The organism is Candidatus Sulfotelmatobacter sp. (assembly GCA_035504415.1).
GTDB lineage: Bacteria > Vulcanimicrobiota > Vulcanimicrobiia > Vulcanimicrobiales > Vulcanimicrobiaceae > Vulcanimicrobium.
This window is the reverse complement of sequence record DATJRY010000016.1, coordinates 17,058-37,361: the sequence shown is the minus strand read 5'-3', so window position 1 is coordinate 37,361 and position 20,304 is coordinate 17,058. Positions and strand designations below refer to the sequence as shown.

The 20,304-nt window shown below is 69.3% G+C and carries 21 protein-coding genes; 13 read left to right on the top strand and 8 right to left on the bottom strand.

The window, feature by feature from the left end; genetic code table 11:
* Nucleotides 1-54: 54 nt before the first annotated feature.
* Entirely contained in the window at nucleotides 55-3,546 is a 3,492-nt protein-coding gene (locus VMD91_13495) for a DUF3856 domain-containing protein (GenBank protein ID HTW85077.1), read from the top strand.
* A 36-nt stretch (nucleotides 3,547-3,582) separates the two neighbouring features.
* Here VMD91_13495 and VMD91_13490 read toward each other — a convergent pair whose 3' ends face one another.
* On the bottom strand, nucleotides 3,583-3,927 hold the full coding sequence (locus VMD91_13490) for a VOC family protein (protein HTW85076.1): 345 nt from the start codon (nucleotides 3,925-3,927) through the stop codon (nucleotides 3,583-3,585).
* A 59-nt stretch (nucleotides 3,928-3,986) separates the two neighbouring features.
* On the opposite strand from VMD91_13490, the gene VMD91_13485 reads away from it, so the two are divergent.
* From VMD91_13485 to VMD91_13460, 6 genes are all read left to right on the top strand, one after another.
* Nucleotides 3,987-4,895, top strand: a complete 909-nt coding sequence (locus VMD91_13485) for a sigma-70 family RNA polymerase sigma factor (GenBank protein HTW85075.1) — start codon at nucleotides 3,987-3,989, stop codon at nucleotides 4,893-4,895.
* A 218-nt stretch (nucleotides 4,896-5,113) separates the two neighbouring features.
* Entirely contained in the window at nucleotides 5,114-6,157 is a 1,044-nt protein-coding gene (locus tag VMD91_13480; GenBank protein ID HTW85074.1) for an HD domain-containing phosphohydrolase, read from the top strand.
* On the top strand, nucleotides 6,154-6,495 hold the full coding sequence (locus VMD91_13475; protein HTW85073.1) for an Hpt domain-containing protein: 342 nt from the start codon (nucleotides 6,154-6,156) through the stop codon (nucleotides 6,493-6,495). The genes VMD91_13480 and VMD91_13475 overlap by 4 nt, the downstream gene beginning before the upstream one ends.
* Before the next feature lie 68 nt (nucleotides 6,496-6,563).
* Entirely contained in the window at nucleotides 6,564-7,313 is a 750-nt protein-coding gene (locus tag VMD91_13470; protein ID HTW85072.1) for an alpha/beta hydrolase, read from the top strand.
* Nucleotides 7,310-8,350, top strand: coding sequence for an aldehyde reductase (locus VMD91_13465; protein ID HTW85071.1), 1,041 nt, complete (start codon nucleotides 7,310-7,312; stop codon nucleotides 8,348-8,350). Before VMD91_13470 ends, VMD91_13465 begins: the two co-directional genes overlap by 4 nt.
* 260 nt (nucleotides 8,351-8,610) lie before the next feature.
* The gene (locus tag VMD91_13460; GenBank protein HTW85070.1) at nucleotides 8,611-8,925 is read left to right on the top strand and encodes a hypothetical protein; all 315 of its coding nucleotides are present in this window, start codon (nucleotides 8,611-8,613) and stop codon (nucleotides 8,923-8,925) included.
* A 158-nt stretch (nucleotides 8,926-9,083) separates the two neighbouring features.
* Here the strand turns inward: VMD91_13460 and VMD91_13455 are convergent, their stop codons facing one another.
* Nucleotides 9,084-9,251, bottom strand: a complete 168-nt coding sequence (locus VMD91_13455; GenBank protein ID HTW85069.1) for a hypothetical protein — start codon at nucleotides 9,249-9,251, stop codon at nucleotides 9,084-9,086.
* 281 nt (nucleotides 9,252-9,532) lie between these two features.
* On the opposite strand from VMD91_13455, the gene VMD91_13450 reads away from it, so the two are divergent.
* Nucleotides 9,533-10,675 (top strand): hypothetical protein, encoded by a 1,143-nt coding sequence (locus VMD91_13450; GenBank protein HTW85068.1) that lies wholly within the window; start codon nucleotides 9,533-9,535, stop codon nucleotides 10,673-10,675.
* 4 nt (nucleotides 10,676-10,679) lie between these two features.
* On the opposite strand, the gene VMD91_13445 is transcribed toward VMD91_13450, so the two are convergent.
* A complete protein-coding gene (locus tag VMD91_13445; GenBank protein HTW85067.1) occupies nucleotides 10,680-11,090 on the bottom strand; it encodes a hypothetical protein in 411 nt (136 codons plus the stop codon).
* 72 nt (nucleotides 11,091-11,162) lie between these two features.
* Here VMD91_13445 and VMD91_13440 point away from each other — a divergent pair, with 72 nt between their 5' ends.
* Nucleotides 11,163-11,786 carry a TetR/AcrR family transcriptional regulator gene (locus tag VMD91_13440; GenBank protein HTW85066.1) on the top strand — a complete coding sequence of 208 codons (624 nt, stop codon included), beginning with the start codon at nucleotides 11,163-11,165 and terminating at the stop codon, nucleotides 11,784-11,786.
* Between the two features lie 3 nt (nucleotides 11,787-11,789).
* Here the strand turns inward: VMD91_13440 and VMD91_13435 are convergent, their stop codons facing one another.
* Genes VMD91_13435 through VMD91_13425 form a run of 3 tightly spaced genes read right to left on the bottom strand, consistent with a single transcriptional unit; the run spans nucleotide 11,790 to nucleotide 14,115 of the window.
* Nucleotides 11,790-12,323 (bottom strand): hypothetical protein, encoded by a 534-nt coding sequence (locus VMD91_13435; protein HTW85065.1) that lies wholly within the window; start codon nucleotides 12,321-12,323, stop codon nucleotides 11,790-11,792.
* 9 nt (nucleotides 12,324-12,332) lie between these two features.
* On the bottom strand, nucleotides 12,333-13,796 hold the full coding sequence (gene zwf, locus VMD91_13430; protein HTW85064.1) for a glucose-6-phosphate dehydrogenase: 1,464 nt from the start codon (nucleotides 13,794-13,796) through the stop codon (nucleotides 12,333-12,335).
* 28 nt (nucleotides 13,797-13,824) lie between these two features.
* On the bottom strand, nucleotides 13,825-14,115 hold the full coding sequence (locus VMD91_13425) for a hypothetical protein (GenBank protein ID HTW85063.1): 291 nt from the start codon (nucleotides 14,113-14,115) through the stop codon (nucleotides 13,825-13,827).
* A 125-nt stretch (nucleotides 14,116-14,240) separates the two neighbouring features.
* Here VMD91_13425 and VMD91_13420 point away from each other — a divergent pair, with 125 nt between their 5' ends.
* The 3 genes from VMD91_13420 (at nucleotide 14,241) to VMD91_13410 (ending at nucleotide 16,850) form a co-directional block, all read left to right on the top strand.
* A complete protein-coding gene (locus tag VMD91_13420) occupies nucleotides 14,241-14,555 on the top strand; it encodes a hypothetical protein (GenBank protein ID HTW85062.1) in 315 nt (104 codons plus the stop codon).
* 63 nt (nucleotides 14,556-14,618) lie between these two features.
* The gene (locus tag VMD91_13415) at nucleotides 14,619-16,292 is read left to right on the top strand and encodes an FAD-dependent oxidoreductase (GenBank protein ID HTW85061.1); all 1,674 of its coding nucleotides are present in this window, start codon (nucleotides 14,619-14,621) and stop codon (nucleotides 16,290-16,292) included.
* Between the two features lie 147 nt (nucleotides 16,293-16,439).
* Nucleotides 16,440-16,850: a hemerythrin domain-containing protein gene (locus VMD91_13410; protein ID HTW85060.1), complete on the top strand. Its 411-nt coding sequence runs from the start codon at nucleotides 16,440-16,442 to the stop codon at nucleotides 16,848-16,850.
* Here the strand turns inward: VMD91_13410 and VMD91_13405 are convergent.
* Both VMD91_13405 and VMD91_13400 read right to left on the bottom strand, forming a co-directional pair.
* Nucleotides 16,837-17,715: a sigma factor-like helix-turn-helix DNA-binding protein gene (locus VMD91_13405; protein ID HTW85059.1), complete on the bottom strand. Its 879-nt coding sequence runs from the start codon at nucleotides 17,713-17,715 to the stop codon at nucleotides 16,837-16,839. The two genes, VMD91_13410 and VMD91_13405, sit on opposite strands and share 14 nt — an antisense overlap.
* Before the next feature lie 79 nt (nucleotides 17,716-17,794).
* Nucleotides 17,795-19,375, bottom strand: a complete 1,581-nt coding sequence (locus VMD91_13400; GenBank protein ID HTW85058.1) for a fatty acyl-CoA synthetase — start codon at nucleotides 19,373-19,375, stop codon at nucleotides 17,795-17,797.
* 109 nt (nucleotides 19,376-19,484) lie between these two features.
* Between VMD91_13400 and VMD91_13395 the strand changes: the two genes are divergently transcribed.
* Nucleotides 19,485-20,243: a substrate-binding domain-containing protein gene (locus tag VMD91_13395; GenBank protein HTW85057.1), complete on the top strand. Its 759-nt coding sequence runs from the start codon at nucleotides 19,485-19,487 to the stop codon at nucleotides 20,241-20,243.
* Nucleotides 20,244-20,304: the final 61 nt, after the last annotated feature.

Below are 20,304 nucleotides of genomic sequence, written 5' to 3'. Positions count from 1 at the left end.
GACCCAAGCAAATCCTGCGTGCCGCGCTCTTCCGCGGCGGCGCAGGGTGGGCGATTGAAGGCTGCGATCGAGTTGTACGGCATGGATGCCGACGTCAAGGATGAAACGGCCGCGCTGGCGGACGCGACCGGGCCGGCGCGCTGCGAGGCACTCGCGCGGCTCGCCTGGTACTTGCGGCAACGCGACAGCCGGACCGCACGGCAGTACGCGGACGAAGCGGAAGCTCTGCTCGACCAGATCTCATCGCCGGCTGACGCGCTGTTGCGCGCGCGGATCCAGCTGGTGCGCGCGGAGACCCTCGCGCTGTTCTCGATGCCGGACCAGGCGGCCGCGCTGGTCGCGCCGGCGTTCGAGGCCTTCCGCTCGAGCGGCGACCTCGTCGGCCAAGGTGATGCCTGTCTGGTCCGCGCGTTGGCCGCGCAGGCACGCGGTGACACCGGGGACGTGATCGCGTCGCTGGAACGCGCCGTCGGCTACTTCGCCGACGCGAGCGACGAGCTGCGTTTCCAAGTCGCGCGGGCATGGAGCATCTTCAATCGAGCCGTTCAGGACCGCTCGCGCATTCGCGGAGAGCTGACCGCGGCGCTGGCGTCGGCGAGGCCGCATCCCGCGGTCGACGCGATGTTGACGGCGGCCCGCGGCGTCGTCGAGTCGGGCGACGGGGAACTGGCGCGTTCGGCCGCGTCGCACGTCGAAGCGTCGCAAGCCGCGCGAGTGGCCGGCATGAACCGGCACGCGATCGTGTCGCTGGTGAACGCGGCGGGATGGCTGCACGAACTGGGCGACTACGACGCCGCCGGCGCGCTCATCGAAGAAGCGCTCGGCATCGCGCGAGCGCTCGAGTGGCCGGCGGTGACCGGCTTGTGCCTGCAGCGCCTGGGCGATCTGATGCGCCTGGTGGGCCAGTACGAGCGCAGCGCGGAGATCCTCGGGGAGGCGATCGCGAGCTTCGAGGCGGTTCCCGGCGGATCGAACAAAGGCATGGCGCACGCCGCGCTCGGCGAGACGCTGATGGGTCTGGGCAAGTTCGACGAAGCGCTGGCGTCGCTCGACACGGCGTGCGAGTTGTTCGAGCGAGGCGGTCACGCCGAGGGACTCGTCGCGGCGAGCGCGGTGCAGGCGCGCGTGCTCTCGCGCGCGGGACGGCCGCAAGAGGCGCTCGAGCGCATTCGGGCCGCGCAGCGGGTCGCCGAAGTCGGTAACGTGGGGACGCAGCGGGTGCAGCTGACGTACGCGCTCGCCGACGTCCACCGCCGCCACGACCTCGCGCCGCCGGCCGGCGCCACCGAGCCCAACGCGCACCTCCACTATCTCGAGGAGGCGTTGCGGGTCGGCTCGACGATCGCCCGGTGGACCGCGCCGCCCAACATGCTCATCGAGGTCTCCGAAGCATGGGAGGCCGCCGGCGAGCCGCAACGCGCGCTCGATTACGTTCGGCGGGCGGTCGCGGCGCAGAAGAGCGAGAGCGCGCAACGGGCCGCCGCGCGCGCGATGACGCTGAAGAGCCGTCACGAGGCCGCGAGCTCGCGGCTCGAAGCGGAGCGCGAACGCGAGCTGCAGCAGCTCCTGCGACGGACCAACGCCGAGCTGGTCGAATCGCAGCGCGCGCTCAATCAATACCGGCTGCTCTCCGAGGTGACGCGCGACATCATCCTGTTCCTCGACGCGGACTCGCTCACGATCGTCACGGCGAATGCCGCGGCGGCCGAGGCGTACGGATACACCCTCGAGGAGCTCGTGGGGATGCCGCTCGGCCGAATCCAGGCCGGCGCCGACGCACCGTGGGACGAGGCGGCGCTGCGCCACGGGATGCTGATCGAGCAAGAGCACCGGCGACGCAGCGGCGAGCTGTTTCCGGTCGAGATGCTGGTGCGGCTCACCGACATCGACGGGCGCCGCACGGCCGTCGCCACGGTGCGCGACGTCACCGAGCGCGTGAGTGCGCGCCTCGAGCTCTCGCACGCCTTGGAGCAGGCGATCGAAGCATCGCGCCTCAAGAGTGATTTCGTCGCCACCATCAGCCACGAGATCCGCACGCCGATGAACGGCATCATCGGGATGAGCGAACTCTTGCTGCGCACGCCGCTCGAGCCGCATCAGGTCGACTACGCGACGACGGTGAAGGAGTCGGCCCAGTCGCTCTTGTCGATCATCAACGACATCCTCGACTTCTCCAAGATGGAAGCCGGGAAGTTCACCTTGGAGCCGTACGATTTCGAGCCGGCGGTGGTGGTGAACGGCGTGGTCGCGCTGCTCGCGCACCAAGCCGAGGCCAAGGGGATCGCGCTCGAGGCCCAGGTGTCGGGCCGCATCCCGAAAGTGCTGCGCGGCGACGGCGGCCGCATCCGCCAGATCCTGCTCAATCTCGCCGGCAACGCGGTGAAGTTCACCGCTGCCGGCGAGGTGCAGATCATGGCGACGCTGGTCGCCGCCGAGGGCGAGCGCGTCGTGCTCGAGTTCGCGATCGAGGACACGGGGATCGGCATCCAGCCGGACGTGCTCGACCGTTTGTTCCAGCCGTTCGTGCAGGCCGACGGCAGCACGACCCGGACGTTCGGGGGGACGGGGCTGGGGCTCTCGATCTCGCGCCGTCTCGCCGAGCTGATGGGGGGGACGATCGGCGCGACGAGCATGCCCGGTGCGGGCTCCGTGTTTCGGTTCACCGTTCCGCTGGAGTACGCGGTCGAGGAAGTCGCGGCGCCGCGTCCGCAGGACGCGTTGGTCAAGCTGCAGCTGCTCGTGGTCGACGACGATCCGGCCGTTGGCCGGATGCTTCGCCGGTACGCCGGCTCGTGGGGCATGGACGTCCTCGTCGCACCGGACGGCGACGCGGCGCTGGCGGCGCTGCGCGATCGCGCCGCCGCCGGTCGACCGATCGACTTGGCGATCATCGACTACGTGATGCCCAAGTGCAACGGCATCGAGCTGGGCCGCGAGATACGCGCGGACTCCAGTCTCGGCCAGCCGGCCTTGATCTTGCTGACGGCGTTTCACTCCGCGGCGCGCGACCTGGCCGCGCGCGAATCCGGCTTCGACGCGTATTTGACCAAGCCGTGTCCGCCGTCCACGCTCTACGACGCGCTGGCTGAAGCCGCCGGCGAACGCTTCACGTCCGCCGTCAAAGCGCCGCCGGCCTCCGAGCCCGCGGCGCCGCGTCCGGCGCGCATCCTGCTCGCCGAGGATCAGCTCGTCAATCAGAAAGTCGCCTTGCTGCAGCTGGCGGAGCTGGGCTATGCCGCCGACGTCGCGCACAACGGTCGCGAAGCGGCCGACGCCGTCGCGCGCGAGCCGTACGACGTGGTCCTGATGGACCTGCACATGCCCGAGATGGACGGCATTGCCGCCGCCCGTTCGATTCGCGCGCGCGAAGCCGCGAGCGGCGCGCGCGTGACCATCGTCGCGCTCACCGCCAACGCCCTCGAGCAAGACCGCCGCGCGTGCCTCGAGGCCGGAATGGACGACTATCTCGTCAAGCCGCTCCAGCTGGACGCGCTCAAAGCGACGCTCGAGCGGTGGCTTCCCGCGGATCGGCGGCGCGCGGGGTGACCCCGCGTGCCCGCCGGTCTCCGCGGCGACGCGCGGTCAGCTCTTCGGCATCTGTCGCAGCCCCACGATCGCGCCGTTGGGTTCTTTGACGCTCGCGACCAGCAAGCCGTAGCCGACGTCCGTGACCGGTTGCACGGGCGTGCCGCCGGCTGCGACGAGCGCGTCGATGCTCGCCGCGATGTCGCTCACCGTCCAGTACGGGAGCGCGACCGGGTCGCGTTCGTCGGCGTTGGGGACGAGCCCGATTTCCATCTCGCCGCCCTTGTAGCCGACGTACTGCGGGCTGTCGACGTAGGGGTCGCTGCCGATGAGCTCCCGAAAGAATCGTTTGGCCGCAGCCATGTCCGCTGCCGGGTAGATGATGAGGGAGACGTCTTGCAAGTTTCCTTACTCCTTCTAGTGCTGTGACGGATCGAGAGCGGGAAAACGTGACCGGCGGCGTGAGAGGAGCGTCCTCGGCGGGTGCGGACCGGCTCGCGGAGCGGTTCGAAGCGGCGAAGCCCCGCTTGCAGCGGCTCGCGCTGCGAATCCTGGGCTCGGCAGCCGAAGCCGACGATGCGCTGCAAGAGACCTGGCTGCGCATCAGCCGAGCGGACGTCGAGCACGTCGAGCATTTCGACGGTTGGCTCACCACCGTTGCCGCGCGCGTCTGCTTCGACGCGCTGAAGTGGCGCGAGAGCCGGCACGAAGAGCTGACGCCGGACGATCCGCGTCACGAGCTCGCGACGATCGCGCCCGGCGAACGTCCCGAAGAGGACGCGATCCTGGCCGACTCGATCGGCGTGGCCATGCGCGTTCTGCTCGACGCGCTGCCGCCGCCGGAACGCGTCGCGTTCGTGCTGCACGACATGTTCGACGTTCCGTTCGATCAGGTCGGCGCGATCCTCGGGAAGACGAGCGAGGCGGCGCGGCAGCTCGCGAGTCGCGCGCGCCGCCGCGTGCGCGGCGCGTCGACCGATCGCGACGCCGTCACGCAGCGGCACGACGAGCTCGTGCGCGCGTTCCTGGCGGCCTCGCGGATGGGAAACTTCACGGCGTTGCTGGCGCTGCTCGATCCGGCGGCGTCGTTGCGCGTGGACGCCGGGGTGCTCGCGATGGGCGGCGCCGGATATTGGCAGAACGAGCGTTTGCTCGACGGCGTCGAGGGCGCGCAGACCGTCGCACGGATGTTCACCGGGCGCGCCCGCGGTGCGCAACCGGCCCTCATCGACGGTCGCCCCGGCGCGGTGTGGGTGCACGAGGGAGCGGTTCTCGTGGCCTTCCACTTCCGCATAGCGGGCGATCGGATCGCGGCGATCGAGCTCGTCGCGGACGTCGAGGCGCTCGCACGAGCGGTCATCGAGCGGTAGCGATCCTGGCAATTCGCTGAGAGCGATTCCGGCTCAGGGGCCGCTCGACGTCGTTGTCGAGATGGTTAAGATTTCATGCACGCCGGGCGCAATGCTTCGTTTGCAAGGAGTGCGGCGGGCAGGCGACCGAACGCGGACCAAAAGGGTGGTAGCCCGGGGTGTGCGCGGTAGCCGTCGGATCACGTAACTCGCGCTCGTCGCCCCGCCGGAGGAAGACGTTGCTCGTAGTAGTCGTTGACGACAACCCGACCAATTCACACGTCTATCTGTCGCTCATCGCGCAGATTCCCGGTACCGAGGCGCGCTCGTTCATCAGATCCGCCGAAGCGTTCGCGTGGTGCTTGAAGACCGAGCCCGATCTGTTGATCCTCGACTATCGGATGCCGACGCCCAACGGCCTGGAGTTCATCAAGGACTACCGCGGCGCGCGACCCTACGCCGAGACGCCGATCATCATGATCACCGGCGAGAAAGATCGCGACGTGCGTCACCGTGCGCTGCAGCTCGGCGCGAGCGACTTCCTCAACAAACCCGCCGATCCGGTCGAGTTCATCGCGCGCGCGACGAATCTGCTCGCGCTGCGGCGCAGCCGCAAGTCGCTCGCCGACCGCGCCGTGCACTTGGCGGATGAGGTCGCCAAGGCCACCCGCGAGATCGCCGAGCGCGAAGAGGAGACGATCAACCGGCTGATGCGCGCGGCCGAGTTCCGCGACAACGAGACCGGCAAGCACATCGTGCGCATGGGGCACTACGCCGCGTTGGTCGGCGCGAAGCTCGGGATGGGCGCTGCCGATCAGCGCGCGCTGCTGTTGGCGACGCCGATGCACGACATCGGGAAGGTCGCCACGCCGGACCGCGTGCTGCTCAAGGAGGGGCCGCTCACCCCAGAGGAGTGGGTCATCATGCGCGCGCACACGACGGCCGGCTACGAGATGCTCAGCGGCAGCTCGTCGCGGATCTTGCGGCTGGCGGCCGACATCGCGCTGCGGCACCACGAGAAGTGGGACGGCTCGGGCTATCCCGACGGTCTGAGCGGCGAGGACATCCCGGTCTCGGCGCGCATCGCGGCCGCGTGCGACGTCTTCGACGCGCTCGTGTCGCGCCGTCCCTACAAGGAACCTTGGCCGGTGGCCGACGCCTTCGCCGAGATCGAGAAGCTGGCCGGGAAGCATTTCGATCCGCGGGTCGCGGCGGCGTTCTTGGCGATCAAGCCGGAGGTCGTTCAGATCGTGCACCGGTACGCCGACGAAGCGGCGGCGTGAACGACGACCAGGTTCTGGACGAGAGCCGTTTGCGGGCGCTCTCGGGCGGCAGCGCGTCGGTCGAGACGATGCTGCTGGACTCGCTCGTCGACGAGGCGGCGGACCTACTCGAGCGCCTCGAGGCCGCGGCCGTGGTCAAGGACCGCGGCACGCTGCGCGAAGCCGCGCACGCGCTCAAGGGGATCGCCGGCAACGTCGGCGCGGCGCAGCTCGAACGGCGTGCCCGCGCGCTCGAGGATGCGCTGCGCGTCGATGCGCCCACGGTGACCGCGGAGCTGGTCGCGATCGTCGAAGCGCTGGCGGCAATCCGCCTCGTGCGGGACCGGCGTACGACCTGAAGGAGTCGAGGGCCCGCGCGGCGCGCGCGGCGAGGAACGCGTCGCCGCTGAGGCGTAGACGCGGCGCGATGAACGGATACGATCGCTTCGGCGAGGGACCGGTGCACGTGCTCGCGCTCCACGGCTGGTTCGGCGACGAGCGGACGTTTCGGCCGCTCGAGGTCGCGACCGCACTCGACCGTTTCACCTACGTGACGATGGCGTTCCGCGGCTACGGTGCCTCGCGCGATCTCACCGGAACGTACACGATCGAAGAGATCGCCGCCGACGCGCTCGCGCTCGCCGACGCGCTGGGCTGGGGACGCTTCCACCTGCTCGGACACTCGATGGGCGGGAAGGCTGCGCAGCTGCTGGCGGCGCTCGCACCGGAGCGGGTCGAGAAGATCGTCGCGCTGGCGCCGGTGCCCGCCGGCGCGACGCAGTTCGACGCGGGCAGCCGCGCGCTCTTCGAGGGCGCGACCACGCAGCTCGACAACCGCCGGCGGATCATCGCGCTCTCGACGGGGAATCGCCTCACCTCGGCCTGGGTCGATCGCGTCGCGCGCGGATCGCTGCGCGCGAACGACGAGGCGTTCGCGGCATACTTCCGCTCGTGGGCGAACATCGATCTCTCGGCCCGCGTCGCCGGCAGCACGACGCCGGTGAAGGTCGTGATCGGACGCTACGATCTCTCGATCACCGAGCGGCTGATGGCGAACACGATCCTCAAGTGGTTCCAGAACCACGAGATCGTGGTCATGGACAACGCGGGGCACTACCCCATGGACGAGACGCCGATCGCGACCGCGACGGCGATCGAAGCGTTCTTGACCGCATGAGCACCGTCTTGGTCACCGGCGGCTCCGGGTTCATCGGGAGTCACACCATCCTGCAGCTGCTGGCCGCGGGTCATCAGGTGCGCACGACCGTGCGCAACCTCTCGCGCGAGCCCGAGGTGCGCACGCTGCTGCGCGGGGCCGGCACCGAGCCCGGCGAGCGGTTGACGTTCGCGCAGGCCGATCTCGAGCACGACGCCGGCTGGTCCGCGGCGGTCGCCGGGATGGAGTACGTCCTGCACATCGCCTCACCGTTCCCGGCCACGATTCCGAAGGACGAGAACGAGTTGATCGTGCCGGCGCGCGAAGGCGCGCTGCGCGTCCTGCGCGCCGCACGCGACGCCGGGGTGAAGCGGGTCGTGCTGACCTCGTCGTTCGCGGCGATCGGGTACGGGCATCCGGCGCAGCGTGCGCCGTTCGACGAGACGAGTTGGACCAACGTCGAGGGCGCGGGCGTCACCGCCTACGTGAAATCGAAAACCCTTGCCGAACGCGCGGCGTGGGACTTCGTCGCGTCCGACGGCGGATCGCTCGAGCTGTCCGTCGTCAACCCCGTCGGCGTCTTCGGCCCGGTCCTGGGCAAGGACTACGCGACCTCGATCCTGCTCGTGCAGCGGCTGATGGACGGCGCGCTGCCGGGCTGCCCGCGGTTGAGCTTCGGCGCCGTCGACGTGCGTGACGTCGCCGACCTCCACCTGCGCGCGATGACGCACCCCGCGGCGAACGGCCAGCGGTTTCTGGCGTGCGCCGGCGACTTCATGACGATCGTTCAGATGGCGCGCGTGCTCAAAGAGCGGCTCGGTGCCGCGGCGCGGCGCGTTCCGGTCCGCGAACTTCCCGACTGGCTGATTCGCGTGGTCGCGTTGTTCGATCCGCAGGCACGTCAGATCGTGCCGGAACTGGGCAAACCGAAGAACGCGACCAGTGCGAAGGCGCAAGAGCTCTTGAGCTGGTCGCCGCGCTCGCGCGAAGACGCGTTGGTCGCCACCGCGCAGAGCCTGCTGCGCCTCGGCTTGCTGAAAGAAAAGGCGGCCGCGTAGTACGGACGTACCGCTTTCAGCAATCGCGTCCTCGGTCGATCGATCCCCACGACGAAATGCAACGACGCGCGTACGCGCGTATGCCAGGCGTTCCATCCGGCTCGGCGAACGCTTTGCAAACGCACGCTTCATCGCTCAGAATCGCGACGCGCGATTCAAACAACAAGGGGGTTCGCGAACTCGTGAAGAGACTTTTCATTGCCGCAGCGGCTTGCGCCGCCGCACTCGTTCCCTTGTCGGCGAACGCCGTTACGACGTCCATGGCGCCGTTGAAGGTCGTCTCCTGCCAAGTCGGCTACTTGTCCTCGTCGTCCGCCGGCTTGCAGTCCGGCCTTACGAACGGCGTCACGATCACCGTCATGAACGCGTCGAACAAGCCGATCACGTCGTTCTCGGGCGGCGGGATGTACGACACGACGCCGGTCATGGACACGGTCAACCACACCGTCGCTCCGGGCGCGTCGTACACGTTCACCAAGCACTACAAACCGTTCGTCTACAACGGCTCCGGCGCCAACTGCTTCGTTTCGAGCGTCACCTTCGGCGACGGCTCGACCTGGTCGGCGCCGCACTAGGTCTCCCGCTTCGACCGGTCTCGCAAAGAGAGCCGCGGACGGTGCCGCGGCTCTCTTTCGTGTCTTGGGCCGAACGCCGAGGGTTCGGTCGGCGCGTTCGTCTCGCCGATCGCCGGTCACGCACGTCCACCGCCGCCGATCAGGCGACGCTGGACGCGCTACTCGGGCTTCGGGTGTGAGGCGACGCGGTACTCGTCGTCCGGCCGGCGGTAGCCCACGTACGCGAGGATGGTCGCGATCGCACGCCGTTCGCGCGCGTCGCCGCTCGACCGGCCCGATGCGCGCTCGCGCCGTGCATTCTCAACCGATGGTGTGACCGTGTTCATGCTCGACTCTCCCGAACGCCGATAGCACGCTCGTTCGCCGCCGCGGCCGAGCCTCCGTCGCCGATCGCCCGGACCGCGGTCACACCGCGCCCCAGGGACGCCGTGGCGCCGTCCGCGACGACGGTCTGTCCGTGCCTCAAATCGGCCGGTCGGATGGTATACCTCGGCGACGGAGGAGCCTGGCTTTACCGGGGCTTAATATCGTCGCTATTCCAGCTTAACGTCCACACGATGTAGTGACGGTTGGTGCCAAAAGCCCCCGCTTTTTTCGAGGAGGTCGGATGTACTCGCGTCTTGGAGCGGCCGCGTTGCTGCTCGCCCTGGTGACCGGATGTTCCGGCAGTGGCAGTGGTTCCGCTGCCCTGAACGCCCAGCCGCACGACGTAGCCCCACAGGCGGTCGCTCAGGCGACCAGCAACGTCGTCGCGAACCCCGGCTTCGAGACCGGGTCGCTCTCGTCGTGGACCTCGTGCGGCAGCGTCAACGAAGACTCCGTCGCGACGGCGCAGGTGCACAGCGGCTCGTACAGCGCGCTGATCGGTTCGACCGCCAAGCCCGAGGTCGACGGAACCACCGGGCTGTGCCAAACCGTCACCGTCCCGACCGGCGCGACGCTGACGTTCTGGGTCTACGAGGGCACCGACGACTCGGCGACCTACGTCGACCAAGAAGCCGACGTGCTGAGCACGAGCGGCTCGCAGCTCACGCAGCTGTACTCGGAAGCGAAGTCGACCGGTGGGTGGGTCGAGAAGTCGTTCAGCCTGAGCTCGTACGCCGGTCAGACCGTGCAGCTCTACTTCGGCGTTAAAGGCAACGGCTATTCGAAGGACTACGTCTACGAGTATCTCGACGACGTCTCGCTGACCGGAACCGGCACGTCGTCGCCGACCGCGACGCCGACGCCGACCGCGGTGCCCACCGCGACGCCGACCGGCGGCCCGACGCCGACGCCGACGCCGAAGCCGACCGCGACGCCCACCGCGACACCGACGCCGGTTGCGACCGCGACGCCGTTCGCCTGCAACAACACGCAGTTCGCGACGTACCAGAGCGAGTTCGCGAACGGCACGATCAGCGCCGATCAGCTGGTGGACGTCTGCGGTGCGGTCACCCAGGTGCTGGCGGAAAAGACGACCAGCAGCGGCACCCACGGCTACTTCTACGTGGAGATGCCGTCGGGCTATCAGATCGAGATCGTCTCGAATCTCGACGCGATGGCCGAAGCCTCGACCGACGATCCGCCCTCGACGTGGCCGTGGGTCGCGGTCGGCGACTACGTCTACGTGCAGGGCCGCTACTACTACGACAGCTCGAGCAGTCAGGGCATCGACTGGACCGAGGACGACACCGACAGCTCGTGGTCGCACGTCGGGTGGGTCGCGGTTTGCAACTCGGCGGGCGCGAGCTGCCAGAAATACTGGTAGTCCGCTAGTCGGTGATGCCGGCCGCGCGACGGGTGCGCGCGGCCGGCGCAACGGAGAGACGAGTCGCGAGCGGGTCGCCCAGGTCGGCGTTCTCGTCGAGGAACTGCTGTAAGCGGGCCCGCGCGCCGGTGGCGAGGGCGGCCGCATCCCGGCCGGCGTGCGCCGCGGTCTGGTCGAGCAGATCTCGGACCGCACGATGGACGCGGCACCACGAGGCGGCGCGCAACGGCGGCACGGCGCTCAGAGCGTCCCATAGCCAGTAGCCGACGCTCTCGGCGCCGGTGCCGCCGCCGAGCATGGCGACCAGCGCGGCGTCGGCCGCCATCCGGCGGTGGAAGTAGAGCGCGTCGGCGTCGAGGGCCGGACCCGCCGCGAACGGCTCGGGGGCGTGGCATTCGGGTTGATAGGCGAGCATATCCTCATGTATAATACTTGAGGATATGCTCAAATTCAAGTCCCTTTGCGCCGATGCGCTAGGCTAGAGGAGATGAAGACGGAACCCCCCGCCGCGCGAACCGCGCTGCTCCCGCAGCGGCAGCACGGCAAGCGACGCGTTGCCTCACTGCTGGCGGCGGCGGCCGCGGTGTTCGAAGAGCGGGGGTTCGAAGCGGCGACGATGGCCGAGGTGGCGGCGCGCGCCGACGCCCCGATCGGCTCGCTCTACCGGTTCTTCCCCAACAAGGAAGCGCTGGGGGATGCGTTGCTGCAGCGCTACGCCGAGCGGATGGCGCAGGCGTTCGCCAACCTCGACGCCGCCGAACGCAAGTCGCTGGCCGCCTTCAGCGACGGATTGCTCGAGGTCATGGCCGATCTGCACGGCGAGAAGCTGGCGATTCTCCCCCTGCTCGACACCTACGCCAGCGCGCCCTCGCGGCGCGCCGAGCTGTACGGCTCGATCCTGCGGCTGATCGTCGACGTCCTGCGCCGCCGCAAGCCGCAGCTCTCACCCGGCGCGGCGGCCGACATGGCGGTGGTGCTGGTGCAGAACATGAAGTCGATGAAGAGCTTGCGCACCGAAACCGACGGAACGGACAACGCCGGCGCGATCGCGGAGCTGCAGGCGATGACTCGCCTCTACCTGGCCAGCAAGCTCGGTGAACCCGGCGGCTGAACGTCAGCCTTCGCCTTGGTTTTGCCCGTCGTCTTTCACGAAGTCGATGGCGATGTAGGTGACCACGTCCCACGCGTTGTGAATGCCGACGAAGATCAGCAGCAACGAGCTGGCGCCGAGTGTGAAGAGGGCTTGGCGCGCCGCCAGCGGTAAGGCGGCCGCGCCGGCGACGATCGCGAGGCTGGCCAGCATCGGCAGCGTCCAGTACCAGATCACGTCTTCGGCGTCGGGTTGGTACGTTTGGAGCCGCCGCGAGCGCATGAGGATGCGCAGCGAGTAGCCGGTACCGAACGCGCCGCTCAGCACGAGCAGGATCGCGGGCGTGACGAGCGCGTGCCACGGCGCGGCCAGCACCGCCGCGACGAAGAGCGCCTTGCAGAAGAACACGATCGTCGGCGTGCTGAACGTCGAGAGCCCTTCGCGCGTCGTCTGCGCGTGCGAGACGAGCGTGATGACCACGAACATCAGACCCGTCAGCGCGGCGGCCGACGAGCCGATGATGACGTAGAAGTTCGACCACTCGCTCAGAATCTGCATCGGCCCGCGTCAGCTCCCCATGTTGTTCGGGTCGCGCCATGCGCGTTCGAACGGCAGCCGCCAGGCGTGTGGCGCGACCAGCTGGTGAATCGACTTCGGCCCCCACGAGCCCGGGTCGTAGAGGCGGACCGGCGGCGGCGCCTCGAGCAGCGGCGTCGACACTTCCCACAGGCGTTCGATCCCCTCGGCGGTGGTGAACAGCGTGTGATCGCCGCGCATCGCATCGAGGATCAGCCGCTCGTAGGCCTCGAGCACGTCGCTGATCAGCGCCGTGTCGCGCATGGCGAACTGCAGACTCAGCTTGTCCAGCCGCATTCCGGGGCCGGGCCGCTTGCCGTAGAACGAGAGCGACATCTTCGAGGCGTCGGCCAAATCGAAGGTCAGGTGATCGGGGCCTTGCGAGCCGACGCCCGAGCCGACCGGGAACATCGTCTTGGGCGGCTCGCGAAAGGCGATCGAGATGATGCGCTGGCCCTCGGCGAGCCGCTTGCCGGTGCGCAAGAAGAACGGCACGCCGGCCCAGCGCCAGTTGTCGATGCTGCACTTGAGCGCGACGAACGTCTCGACGTCGGACTCGGGATCGACCCCCTCTTCGTGGCGATAGCCGACGTACTGCCCGCGCACGACGTCGCGCGGGTCGAGCGGCACCATGCTGCGGAAGACCTTGTTCTTCTCTTCGCCGATCGGCCCCGGCTCGAGTGAGGTCGGCGGCTCCATCGCCATGAAGCCGAGGATCTGGAACAAGTGCGTGACGACCATGTCGCGGAACGCGCCGGTCGACTCGTAGAACGCGGCGCGCTTGTCCAAGCCCAGCGTCTCGGGGACGTCGATCTGCACGTGATCGATGAAGTTGCGGTTCCAGATCGGCTCGAACAGACCGTTGGCGAAGCGGAAGGCCAGGATGTTCTGCGCCGGCTCCTTGCCCAGGAAATGATCGATGCGGAAGATCTGCTGCTCGTCGAAGACCTCGTGCAGCTTCGCGTTCAGCGCGACCGCGCTGGCGAGATCGGTGCCGAACGGCTTCTCCATGATCACGCGCGAGCGCGCCACCAGGTCGGCGGCGCCGAGCATCTGCACCGCCGCCAGCGCCGCGTTCGGCGGCACGCTCAAGTAGTGCAGCCGGTGGGCCTCGCCGCCCAGGCGCGCTTCGGCGCGCTCGACCGCGTCGTGCAGCGCTTGCGCGCCGGCCGAGAGCGGCACGTAGTCGAGGTTGTCCGAGAAGATCTTCCAGTCGCCGTCGGTGACCGGATGGGTCGCGAACTGGTCGAGCGCGGCGCGCGCCAGCGCGCGGAAGCCCTCGACGTCGAGCTCGTCGAGCGAAACGCCGACGATGCGGCAGCCGGGCACGAACCCCATGCTGCACAGCCGGAAGAGTCCCGGCAGCAGCTTGCGCCGCGCGAGATCGCCGGTCGCGCCGAACAAGACGACGACCTGCGAGTGTTTCGGACCGACGCCCGGAGGTATCTTGCGCACGAGACCTTTCCGAAGGTGAAGGCTTGGATCATCGCGTCGCCGCACCCGACGAACCCGCCCACGCGTAGTCGGCGTCGACTTGCGGATGGTGCGCGTTCACGTCGGCGTCATGCGCCATGCCTGGGCAGCGTGCCGGGACCGCTTCGTCCGGCTGCGGCCAATTACCCGCGGCCTTGCAGGTGATGTACGCGCAGCCGAGCCGGTAGAAATGGCGCGGATGTAGTTCGGATCGTACGCCGTCAGCCCGCGGCCGCGCATCAAGCGCTCCGGGGCGCGCGGGCATCTCGGCGGACGGCTTGCGCACGATGAACGGCCGCACGGGTCCGGCTGCGCGTCAGCCGTGAAGACTGCCAACGCGACGTTCGCGAGGCGCGCTTCGTTGCGGACGATATGACGGCTCGGTTTTTCTTCCTCGCAACGGCGCTGTGGGCCGGAGGCGCCGCCGTGGCGTCCGCCCAGTCGCTGCCATCGATTCCGCCGCAAGTGCAGAACAATCCCTGGGTGCAGAGCCTCATCCAGGCGGCCGGTGGGTTGCTTCAAACGACCGACGGCAACACGGCGCACGGGCGCGTGACCTATTTCCACCGCTTCGACTTGCAGCTCGAGACCGCGCCGAACGTCTACCGCACGGTTCACCTGCACCAGGGCACCGTCATCGATCCGCGCGGGACGACGCTGACCCCCGGAATGCTCGTCGACGTGCGCGGCGTCGCGCAACCCGATCACTCGCTCGACGCGGACGCGATCGTCGCGCACTGAGACGCGCCGCGGGCCCGCGACGGGCTTGCAAGCGGCCCCGGCCCGGCGCAGAATCAGACGACCATGATCACGGTCCAGGACGTCCGCCGGATCCCGCTGTTCGCGGGCTTGCCCGACCCCGCCGCCTCGCGGGTGGCGGCCAACGCCGCCGACATCCGCTTGCGGGCCAACGAGTATTTCGTCGGCGAAGGTGAGACGCCGGCGTTCTACGTCGTGCTCGACGGCCGCATGGAGATCCTCAAGCGCTACGGTTCCACGGTGGTGCAGCTGGCCGAGCGCGGACCGGGCGAGTACGTCGGCGAGACGCCGATCCTGCTCGGGACGTCGTTCTTCGTCAGTGCGCGCACGCTGGAGCCGACGCGCCTGCTGCGGCTCGAGGCGCAAGACTTCCGCTGGCTGCTGCGCGTCGTCGACGGCGTCCGCGAGCAGATCCTCGAGGTGGTCTCGCAGCGCACGCAGGGCGTGAGCGAGGAGACGTCGGCGGCGCCGGCGCCGCCGATCGTGCTGGGCAGCCGCTACGACGAGCGCTGTCACGACGTGCGCGATTTTCTGGCGCGCAATCGGATCGCATTCGAGTGGTTCGACCCGGCCGACGGTGCGTGCACGCGCTACGGCGACATCCCGCGCGACCAGTTGCCGATGCTGATCCTGCCCGACGGCACCAAGCTCAGCTGTCCCTCGCCGCGTCAAATGGCGCAAGCGCTCGGCCTGCAAACCGATCCGGACCATGCCGAGTACGACGTCACGATCGTCGGCGGCGGTCCGGCCGGTCTGGCGGCGGCGGTCTACGGTGCGTCGGAAGGGCTGCGCACGCTGCTGATCGAGAACTTCGCGACCGGCGGACAAGCCGGCACCTCGTCGCGCATCGAGAACTATCTCGGCTTCCCGTCCGGCCTCTCCGGCGACGACTTGGCCGACCGTGCGCGCACGCAGGCGGAGCGGCTGGGCGCCGAGATCATCGTCGCGCGGGCCGCGCAGCGCATCCTGCCCGGCTCCCCGCTCCACACCATCGAGCTGGACGGTGACGTCAGCGTGCAGTCACACGCGGTCGTCCTGGCAACGGGGGTCTCCTATCGCAAGCTGCAGGTCCCCGACATCGATCGCTTCTTGGGGACCGGCGTGTTCTACGGTGCCGCGCGCAGCGAGGCCAGCACGACGACCGGACGCGACGTCGTCCTGGTCGGCGGGGGGAACTCGGCGGGACAGGCCGCGATGTTCTTCTCGGGCTACGCGCGCAAGGTGACGGTGCTCATCCGCGGCGCCTCGCTCAACGCCTCGATGTCGCACTACCTGATCGAAGAGCTCGCGACGCGCGACAACATCGAGATCCGCACCTTCGGCGAGATCGTCGCCGTCTACGGCCGCGAGCACCTCGAAGGGATCGACGTGCGCGATCCGCGCGACGGCTCGGTCGAGCACTGGGCCGTCGACGCGGTCTTCGTCTTCATCGGCGCCGACGCGTACACCGACTGGCTGCCGACCGAGGTCATCCGCGACGAACGCGGCTACGTCTGCACCGGCCGCGACGTGCGCGACCTGCTCGAGTCCGAGCATCGCGACTGGCCCAACGTGCGCGACCCGTTCCTGCTCGAGAGCAGCGTACCGGGCATCTTCGCCGCGGGCGACGTTCGTCACGGTTCGGTCAAGCGCGTGGCAGCGGGGGTCGGCGAGGGCAGCATGACGATCGCGTTCGTGCACCAGTACCTGGCGTCGCTGCCGCAAGCGGCGCCCGTGTAGACGAGTGTAAAGTTCGCGTGTCGGCCTCTTCGCTGAAAGTTGACGGAGGGGCTACGTAATCGAGCGCCTCTCCTGCCGTTACTTGGAGGAAGTGGGAGACCACTCGGCCGGTTGGACCGGCCCATCGCTCCACGAGGGAGAACGCTCATGGGTTTCAATGCGACGCACATGTATCGCGGACAACACGAACGGCTGCGGCACCACGCGGAGATGATGCTGCACGCGACGACGGAGTCGGCGCACACCCTGCTGCTGGCGCGTCTGGCCGGCTCGCTGAAGATGCACCTCAAGGGCGAGGACGAGTCGCTCTACCCGCACCTGCTCACCCACGGTTCGGCCGAAGTGCGCATCAAGGCCGCCCAGTTCCAGATGAGCATGAGCGAGTTCAGCGAGCGTTTCGACCGGTTCTATCAGCGCTGGACCAAGGAAGGTTCCATCGCGTCGGATCCTGCCGGCTACCAGGCCGAGCTGCGCGTCATCATCGACTCGCTGGTGCGGCGCATGGATCTCGAGGACAACGAGCTCTACGCGCTGGCCGATCGCCTCAACGCCGCCTGACCGGCAGCGCCGCGGGTAGCTCGAACCACGCGAACACGCGCGGCGGGAAGCTGACCACCTCGACGACCCGGTCGCGCGCGACGCGCAGGACGTCGAGCCCGTGCGCCGTGTACTCGACCGCGTTGCCGCGCCGGACGTAATTGGCGAGCGCGGGTTGCCGGTTCGCATCGGTCGGCACGCGCACCCACTCGCCGATGCCGTTCGCGCGCACCGAGTCGGCTTCGCGGCGCAGCATGATCCAGCGGTCCACGGTCGCGCGTTCGTCGTCCGTCGTGCGATCGGGCAACGTCTCGCCCCCGTTGCGCCGGTCGCGTAAGGCGGCACGCGCGCGCTGGAGCGCGCTGTTGACGGCGGTGACGGTCATTCCCAGTGTCGCCGCCGTGTCGGCCGCGCTCCAGCCGTGGATGCTGCGCAGCACGAGCACCGCGCGTTGCCGCAGCGTGAGCAGCTGCAGCGTGCCCAGGAAGGTCAGATCGATCGTGGAGCGGGCGATGCCCGCGGCGTCGGGGAGCGCGCGCTCGACCGCGTCGAGCAGCCGGTCCGGGTAGGGCTGCAGCCAGAGCATGTCCGCGATGCTCGCGCCGCTCCCCGTGCGCCGGTCGTTGGCGCGCAGGAAGTCCAACGCCGCTTCGGTGGCGATGCCGTAGAGGCGGCGCTGGAGCGCGGCGCGCTCGCGGGCGTAGTCGCGCTCGCGCTGCATCCGGACCAGCGTCTCGCCGACCACGGCTTCCGCGTCGGCGAACGACCCGAGCAAGCGGTAACCGTACACGTGCAGCTCGCCACGATACCGCGCCAGCGCGGCGTTGAAGGCATCGGCGGCCCGCAGCGGCGGGCGGCTCGGGCTGACCTGCAGGATCGAGTGCATGGCGGTCCCTCGAGAACGGCATTGGGGGTGTCGAGGGACAGCGTAGCGGACGGATCGTCGCCGTTCCGTCGCGGCGGCGTCAGTCGGCCGCCTCGGCGTACGTCCGGCGCAGCTCCCGCTTGAGCAGCTTGCCGGCGGTGTTGCGCGGCAAGGCATCCGCGAAGAAGACGCGCTTGGGGACCTTGAAGGGCGCCAAGGTCGCTCGCGCGTGCTCGATCAGCTCGTCCGCGGTGGCCTGGGTCTGGGGCCGCAGGACGACGATCGCCGTGACCGCCTCGATCCACTTCGGGTCGGGCAGCGCGATGACGGCGACCTCGTAGACGGCCGGGTGCGTGAAGAGGGCCTCCTCGACCTCGCGCCCGGAGACGACCACGCCGCCGGTGTTGATGATGTCCTTGACCCGGTCGACGATGTAGAGAAAGCCCTCCTCGTCGCGCCAGGCGACGTCGCCCGAGTGGAACCAGCCGCCGGCGAAGGCGGCTTGCGTTTCGTCGGGCTTGTTCCAGTAGCGCAGCAGCAACTGCGGCGAGCGGTGGACGATCTCGCCGTTGACGCGCGGCGGCACGTCGCGCATCTCCTCGTCGACGACGCGCGTCTCGACGTTGAGCACCGGCCGCCCGCACGACGCCGGCCGCTCGTCGTGCTCCTCCGGGCGCAAGACCGTCGCCAGCGGACCGATCTCGCTTTGCCCGTACATGTTGTACACGCGCGCTTCGGGCAGCCGCGCGCGCAGCTCGTGCAGCACCGGGACCGGCATGATCGAGGCGCCGTACCAGATCTTGCGCATGCTGCTCAGGTCGCGGCGGTCGAAATCGGGATGGCGCAGCAGCGAGATCCAAACCGTCGGCGGCGCGAAGAAGCCGCTGATGCGATGCTCTTCGATCAGCCGCAGCACGAGCGCCGGTTCGGGCGCTTCGATCAGCATCGTGCTGGCACCCAGCAGCAGATGCGGCATCAAGAAGACGTGCATCTCGCCGGAGTGGTAGAGCGGCAGCGCGTGCAGCGAACGGTCCGCTTCGGCGATGTCGGCGTTCGCGATGCAGCTGGCGTATTGCGCGAGGAACGCATCGTGCGTGAGGGCCGCGCCCTTGGGTTCCGCGGTCGTGCCCGAGGTGTAGAGGATCTGCGCGATGCGCTCGTCGTTGTGGATCTCGATCGGAGCGGCGTCGGCGCCGGCGTCGAGGACGACGCCGACGACGTCGAAACCGGCCCCCGGGCCCGCGAAGTGCCCGCGCAGCGGCAACGCGGCGGCATCGGCGCTGGCCAGGACGTTCGCGGCCAACGCGAGGTCGTGCACGATCCCGCGTGCGCCGGACTGCCGGACGATGTAGCCCAGCTCGTCGGGCCGCAGCGCGTAGTTGATCGGTACGTGGATGACGCCGGCGCGGGTGCAGGCCAGCCAGGTGAACAGATAGCCGTCGGAGTTGCGGCCGTAGGCGGCGAGCCGGTCTCCCGGCTCCAGTCCGAGCGCCAGCAGCCGCCGCGCGAGGCGGTTCACCGCCTGGTCGAGCGCGGCGTACGTCCAACTGCGCTCGCCGAAACGCAGCGCCACCCGGTCGGGCGTGCGCAGCGCGGCGCGCCGAATCGCGGCCCCGATGCTGGTGGCGCGTATCTCGGCGCCGATGGCGCCGGAGCCGACGCCCATGCTCGAAACGGCCATGCTGCTCTCCTCTCCGCGACGCGACGCTCGTCGTGCCGACGCTCCGCCTCTTTCTCGTGCTTCTCGTGGCGTGTGCCCTGCTCGCCGCGGCCGTGGTAGGCTGGGGAGGATGCGTTCTCTCCGCTCGACGATCGCGCCGCTCGTCCTCGGGCTCGCGGCCGTGCTCCTGCCCTCGGCCGCCGGCGCGGCGACGATCACCGTGCTCAGCTCGTTCGGCATGTCCGAAGTGATCAACGCGCTCGCGCCCGCCTACCAGAAGCAGACCGGCAACACGCTGGTCGTGTACTACGACGTGGGAAATCTGCTGCTGCGGCGGATCGCCGGCGGCGAGCCGTTCGACGTCGCGATCCTGCCCGGCGACGCGATGGACCGCGCGGTCGCCGGCGTCGAGGTCGACGGCCCGACGCGCGTCGTGCTGGCGCGCTCGGGCATCGGCCTGGCCTACAAAGCCGGTACGCCGGCACCCGACGTGCACGACGTCGACGCCTTCCGGCGCACGATCTTGGCGGCCCGTTCGGTCGCCTATACGACCGCGGGCGCGAGCGGACTCTACTTCATCTCGCTGTGCGAGCGGCTCGGCATCGCCGATCAGGTCAAGGCGAAGGCGACGGTGCTGCAAGGCGGACGCACCGCGGAGCTGGTCGCGAGCGGCCGCGCCGCGTTGGCGGCGCAACAGATGAGCGAGCTGCTTCCGGTCGCGGGCGTGGCGGTCGTGCCGTTCCCGCCGGCGTTGCAGCACGACACGCCGTTCGTCGGAGCGCTCGCGGCCGGAAGCACCAAGCGCGCCGCCGGCGCGTCGCTGCTGCGTTTTCTCGCCGACCCAGCGAACGCGGCGACGATCCGCGCCAAAGGGATGGAGCCGGGCTAGCGATATCCGTAGCCGGCCAAGGTCGCGAGCGCGCCGAAAGCAAATGGCCGCTCGCATGTGG

Coding starts and splice junctions, on each gene's coding strand:
- VMD91_13410 (HTW85060.1), top strand. CDS start 16,440: ATGGGTTTCAATGCGACGCACATGTATCGCGGACAACACGAACGGCTG.
- VMD91_13440 (HTW85066.1), top strand. CDS start 11,163: ATGAAGACGGAACCCCCCGCCGCGCGAACCGCGCTGCTCCCGCAGCGG.
- VMD91_13435 (HTW85065.1), bottom strand. CDS start 12,323: ATGCAGATTCTGAGCGAGTGGTCGAACTTCTACGTCATCATCGGCTCG.
- VMD91_13405 (HTW85059.1), bottom strand. CDS start 17,715: ATGCACTCGATCCTGCAGGTCAGCCCGAGCCGCCCGCCGCTGCGGGCC.
- VMD91_13445 (HTW85067.1), bottom strand. CDS start 11,090: ATGCTCGCCTATCAACCCGAATGCCACGCCCCCGAGCCGTTCGCGGCG.
- VMD91_13470 (HTW85072.1), top strand. CDS start 6,564: ATGAACGGATACGATCGCTTCGGCGAGGGACCGGTGCACGTGCTCGCG.
- VMD91_13395 (HTW85057.1), top strand. CDS start 19,485: ATGCGTTCTCTCCGCTCGACGATCGCGCCGCTCGTCCTCGGGCTCGCG.
- VMD91_13460 (HTW85070.1), top strand. CDS start 8,611: ATGGCGCCGTTGAAGGTCGTCTCCTGCCAAGTCGGCTACTTGTCCTCG.
- VMD91_13450 (HTW85068.1), top strand. CDS start 9,533: ATGTACTCGCGTCTTGGAGCGGCCGCGTTGCTGCTCGCCCTGGTGACC.
- VMD91_13400 (HTW85058.1), bottom strand. CDS start 19,375: ATGGCCGTTTCGAGCATGGGCGTCGGCTCCGGCGCCATCGGCGCCGAG.
- VMD91_13415 (HTW85061.1), top strand. CDS start 14,619: ATGATCACGGTCCAGGACGTCCGCCGGATCCCGCTGTTCGCGGGCTTG.
- VMD91_13455 (HTW85069.1), bottom strand. CDS start 9,251: ATGAACACGGTCACACCATCGGTTGAGAATGCACGGCGCGAGCGCGCA.
- VMD91_13465 (HTW85071.1), top strand. CDS start 7,310: ATGAGCACCGTCTTGGTCACCGGCGGCTCCGGGTTCATCGGGAGTCAC.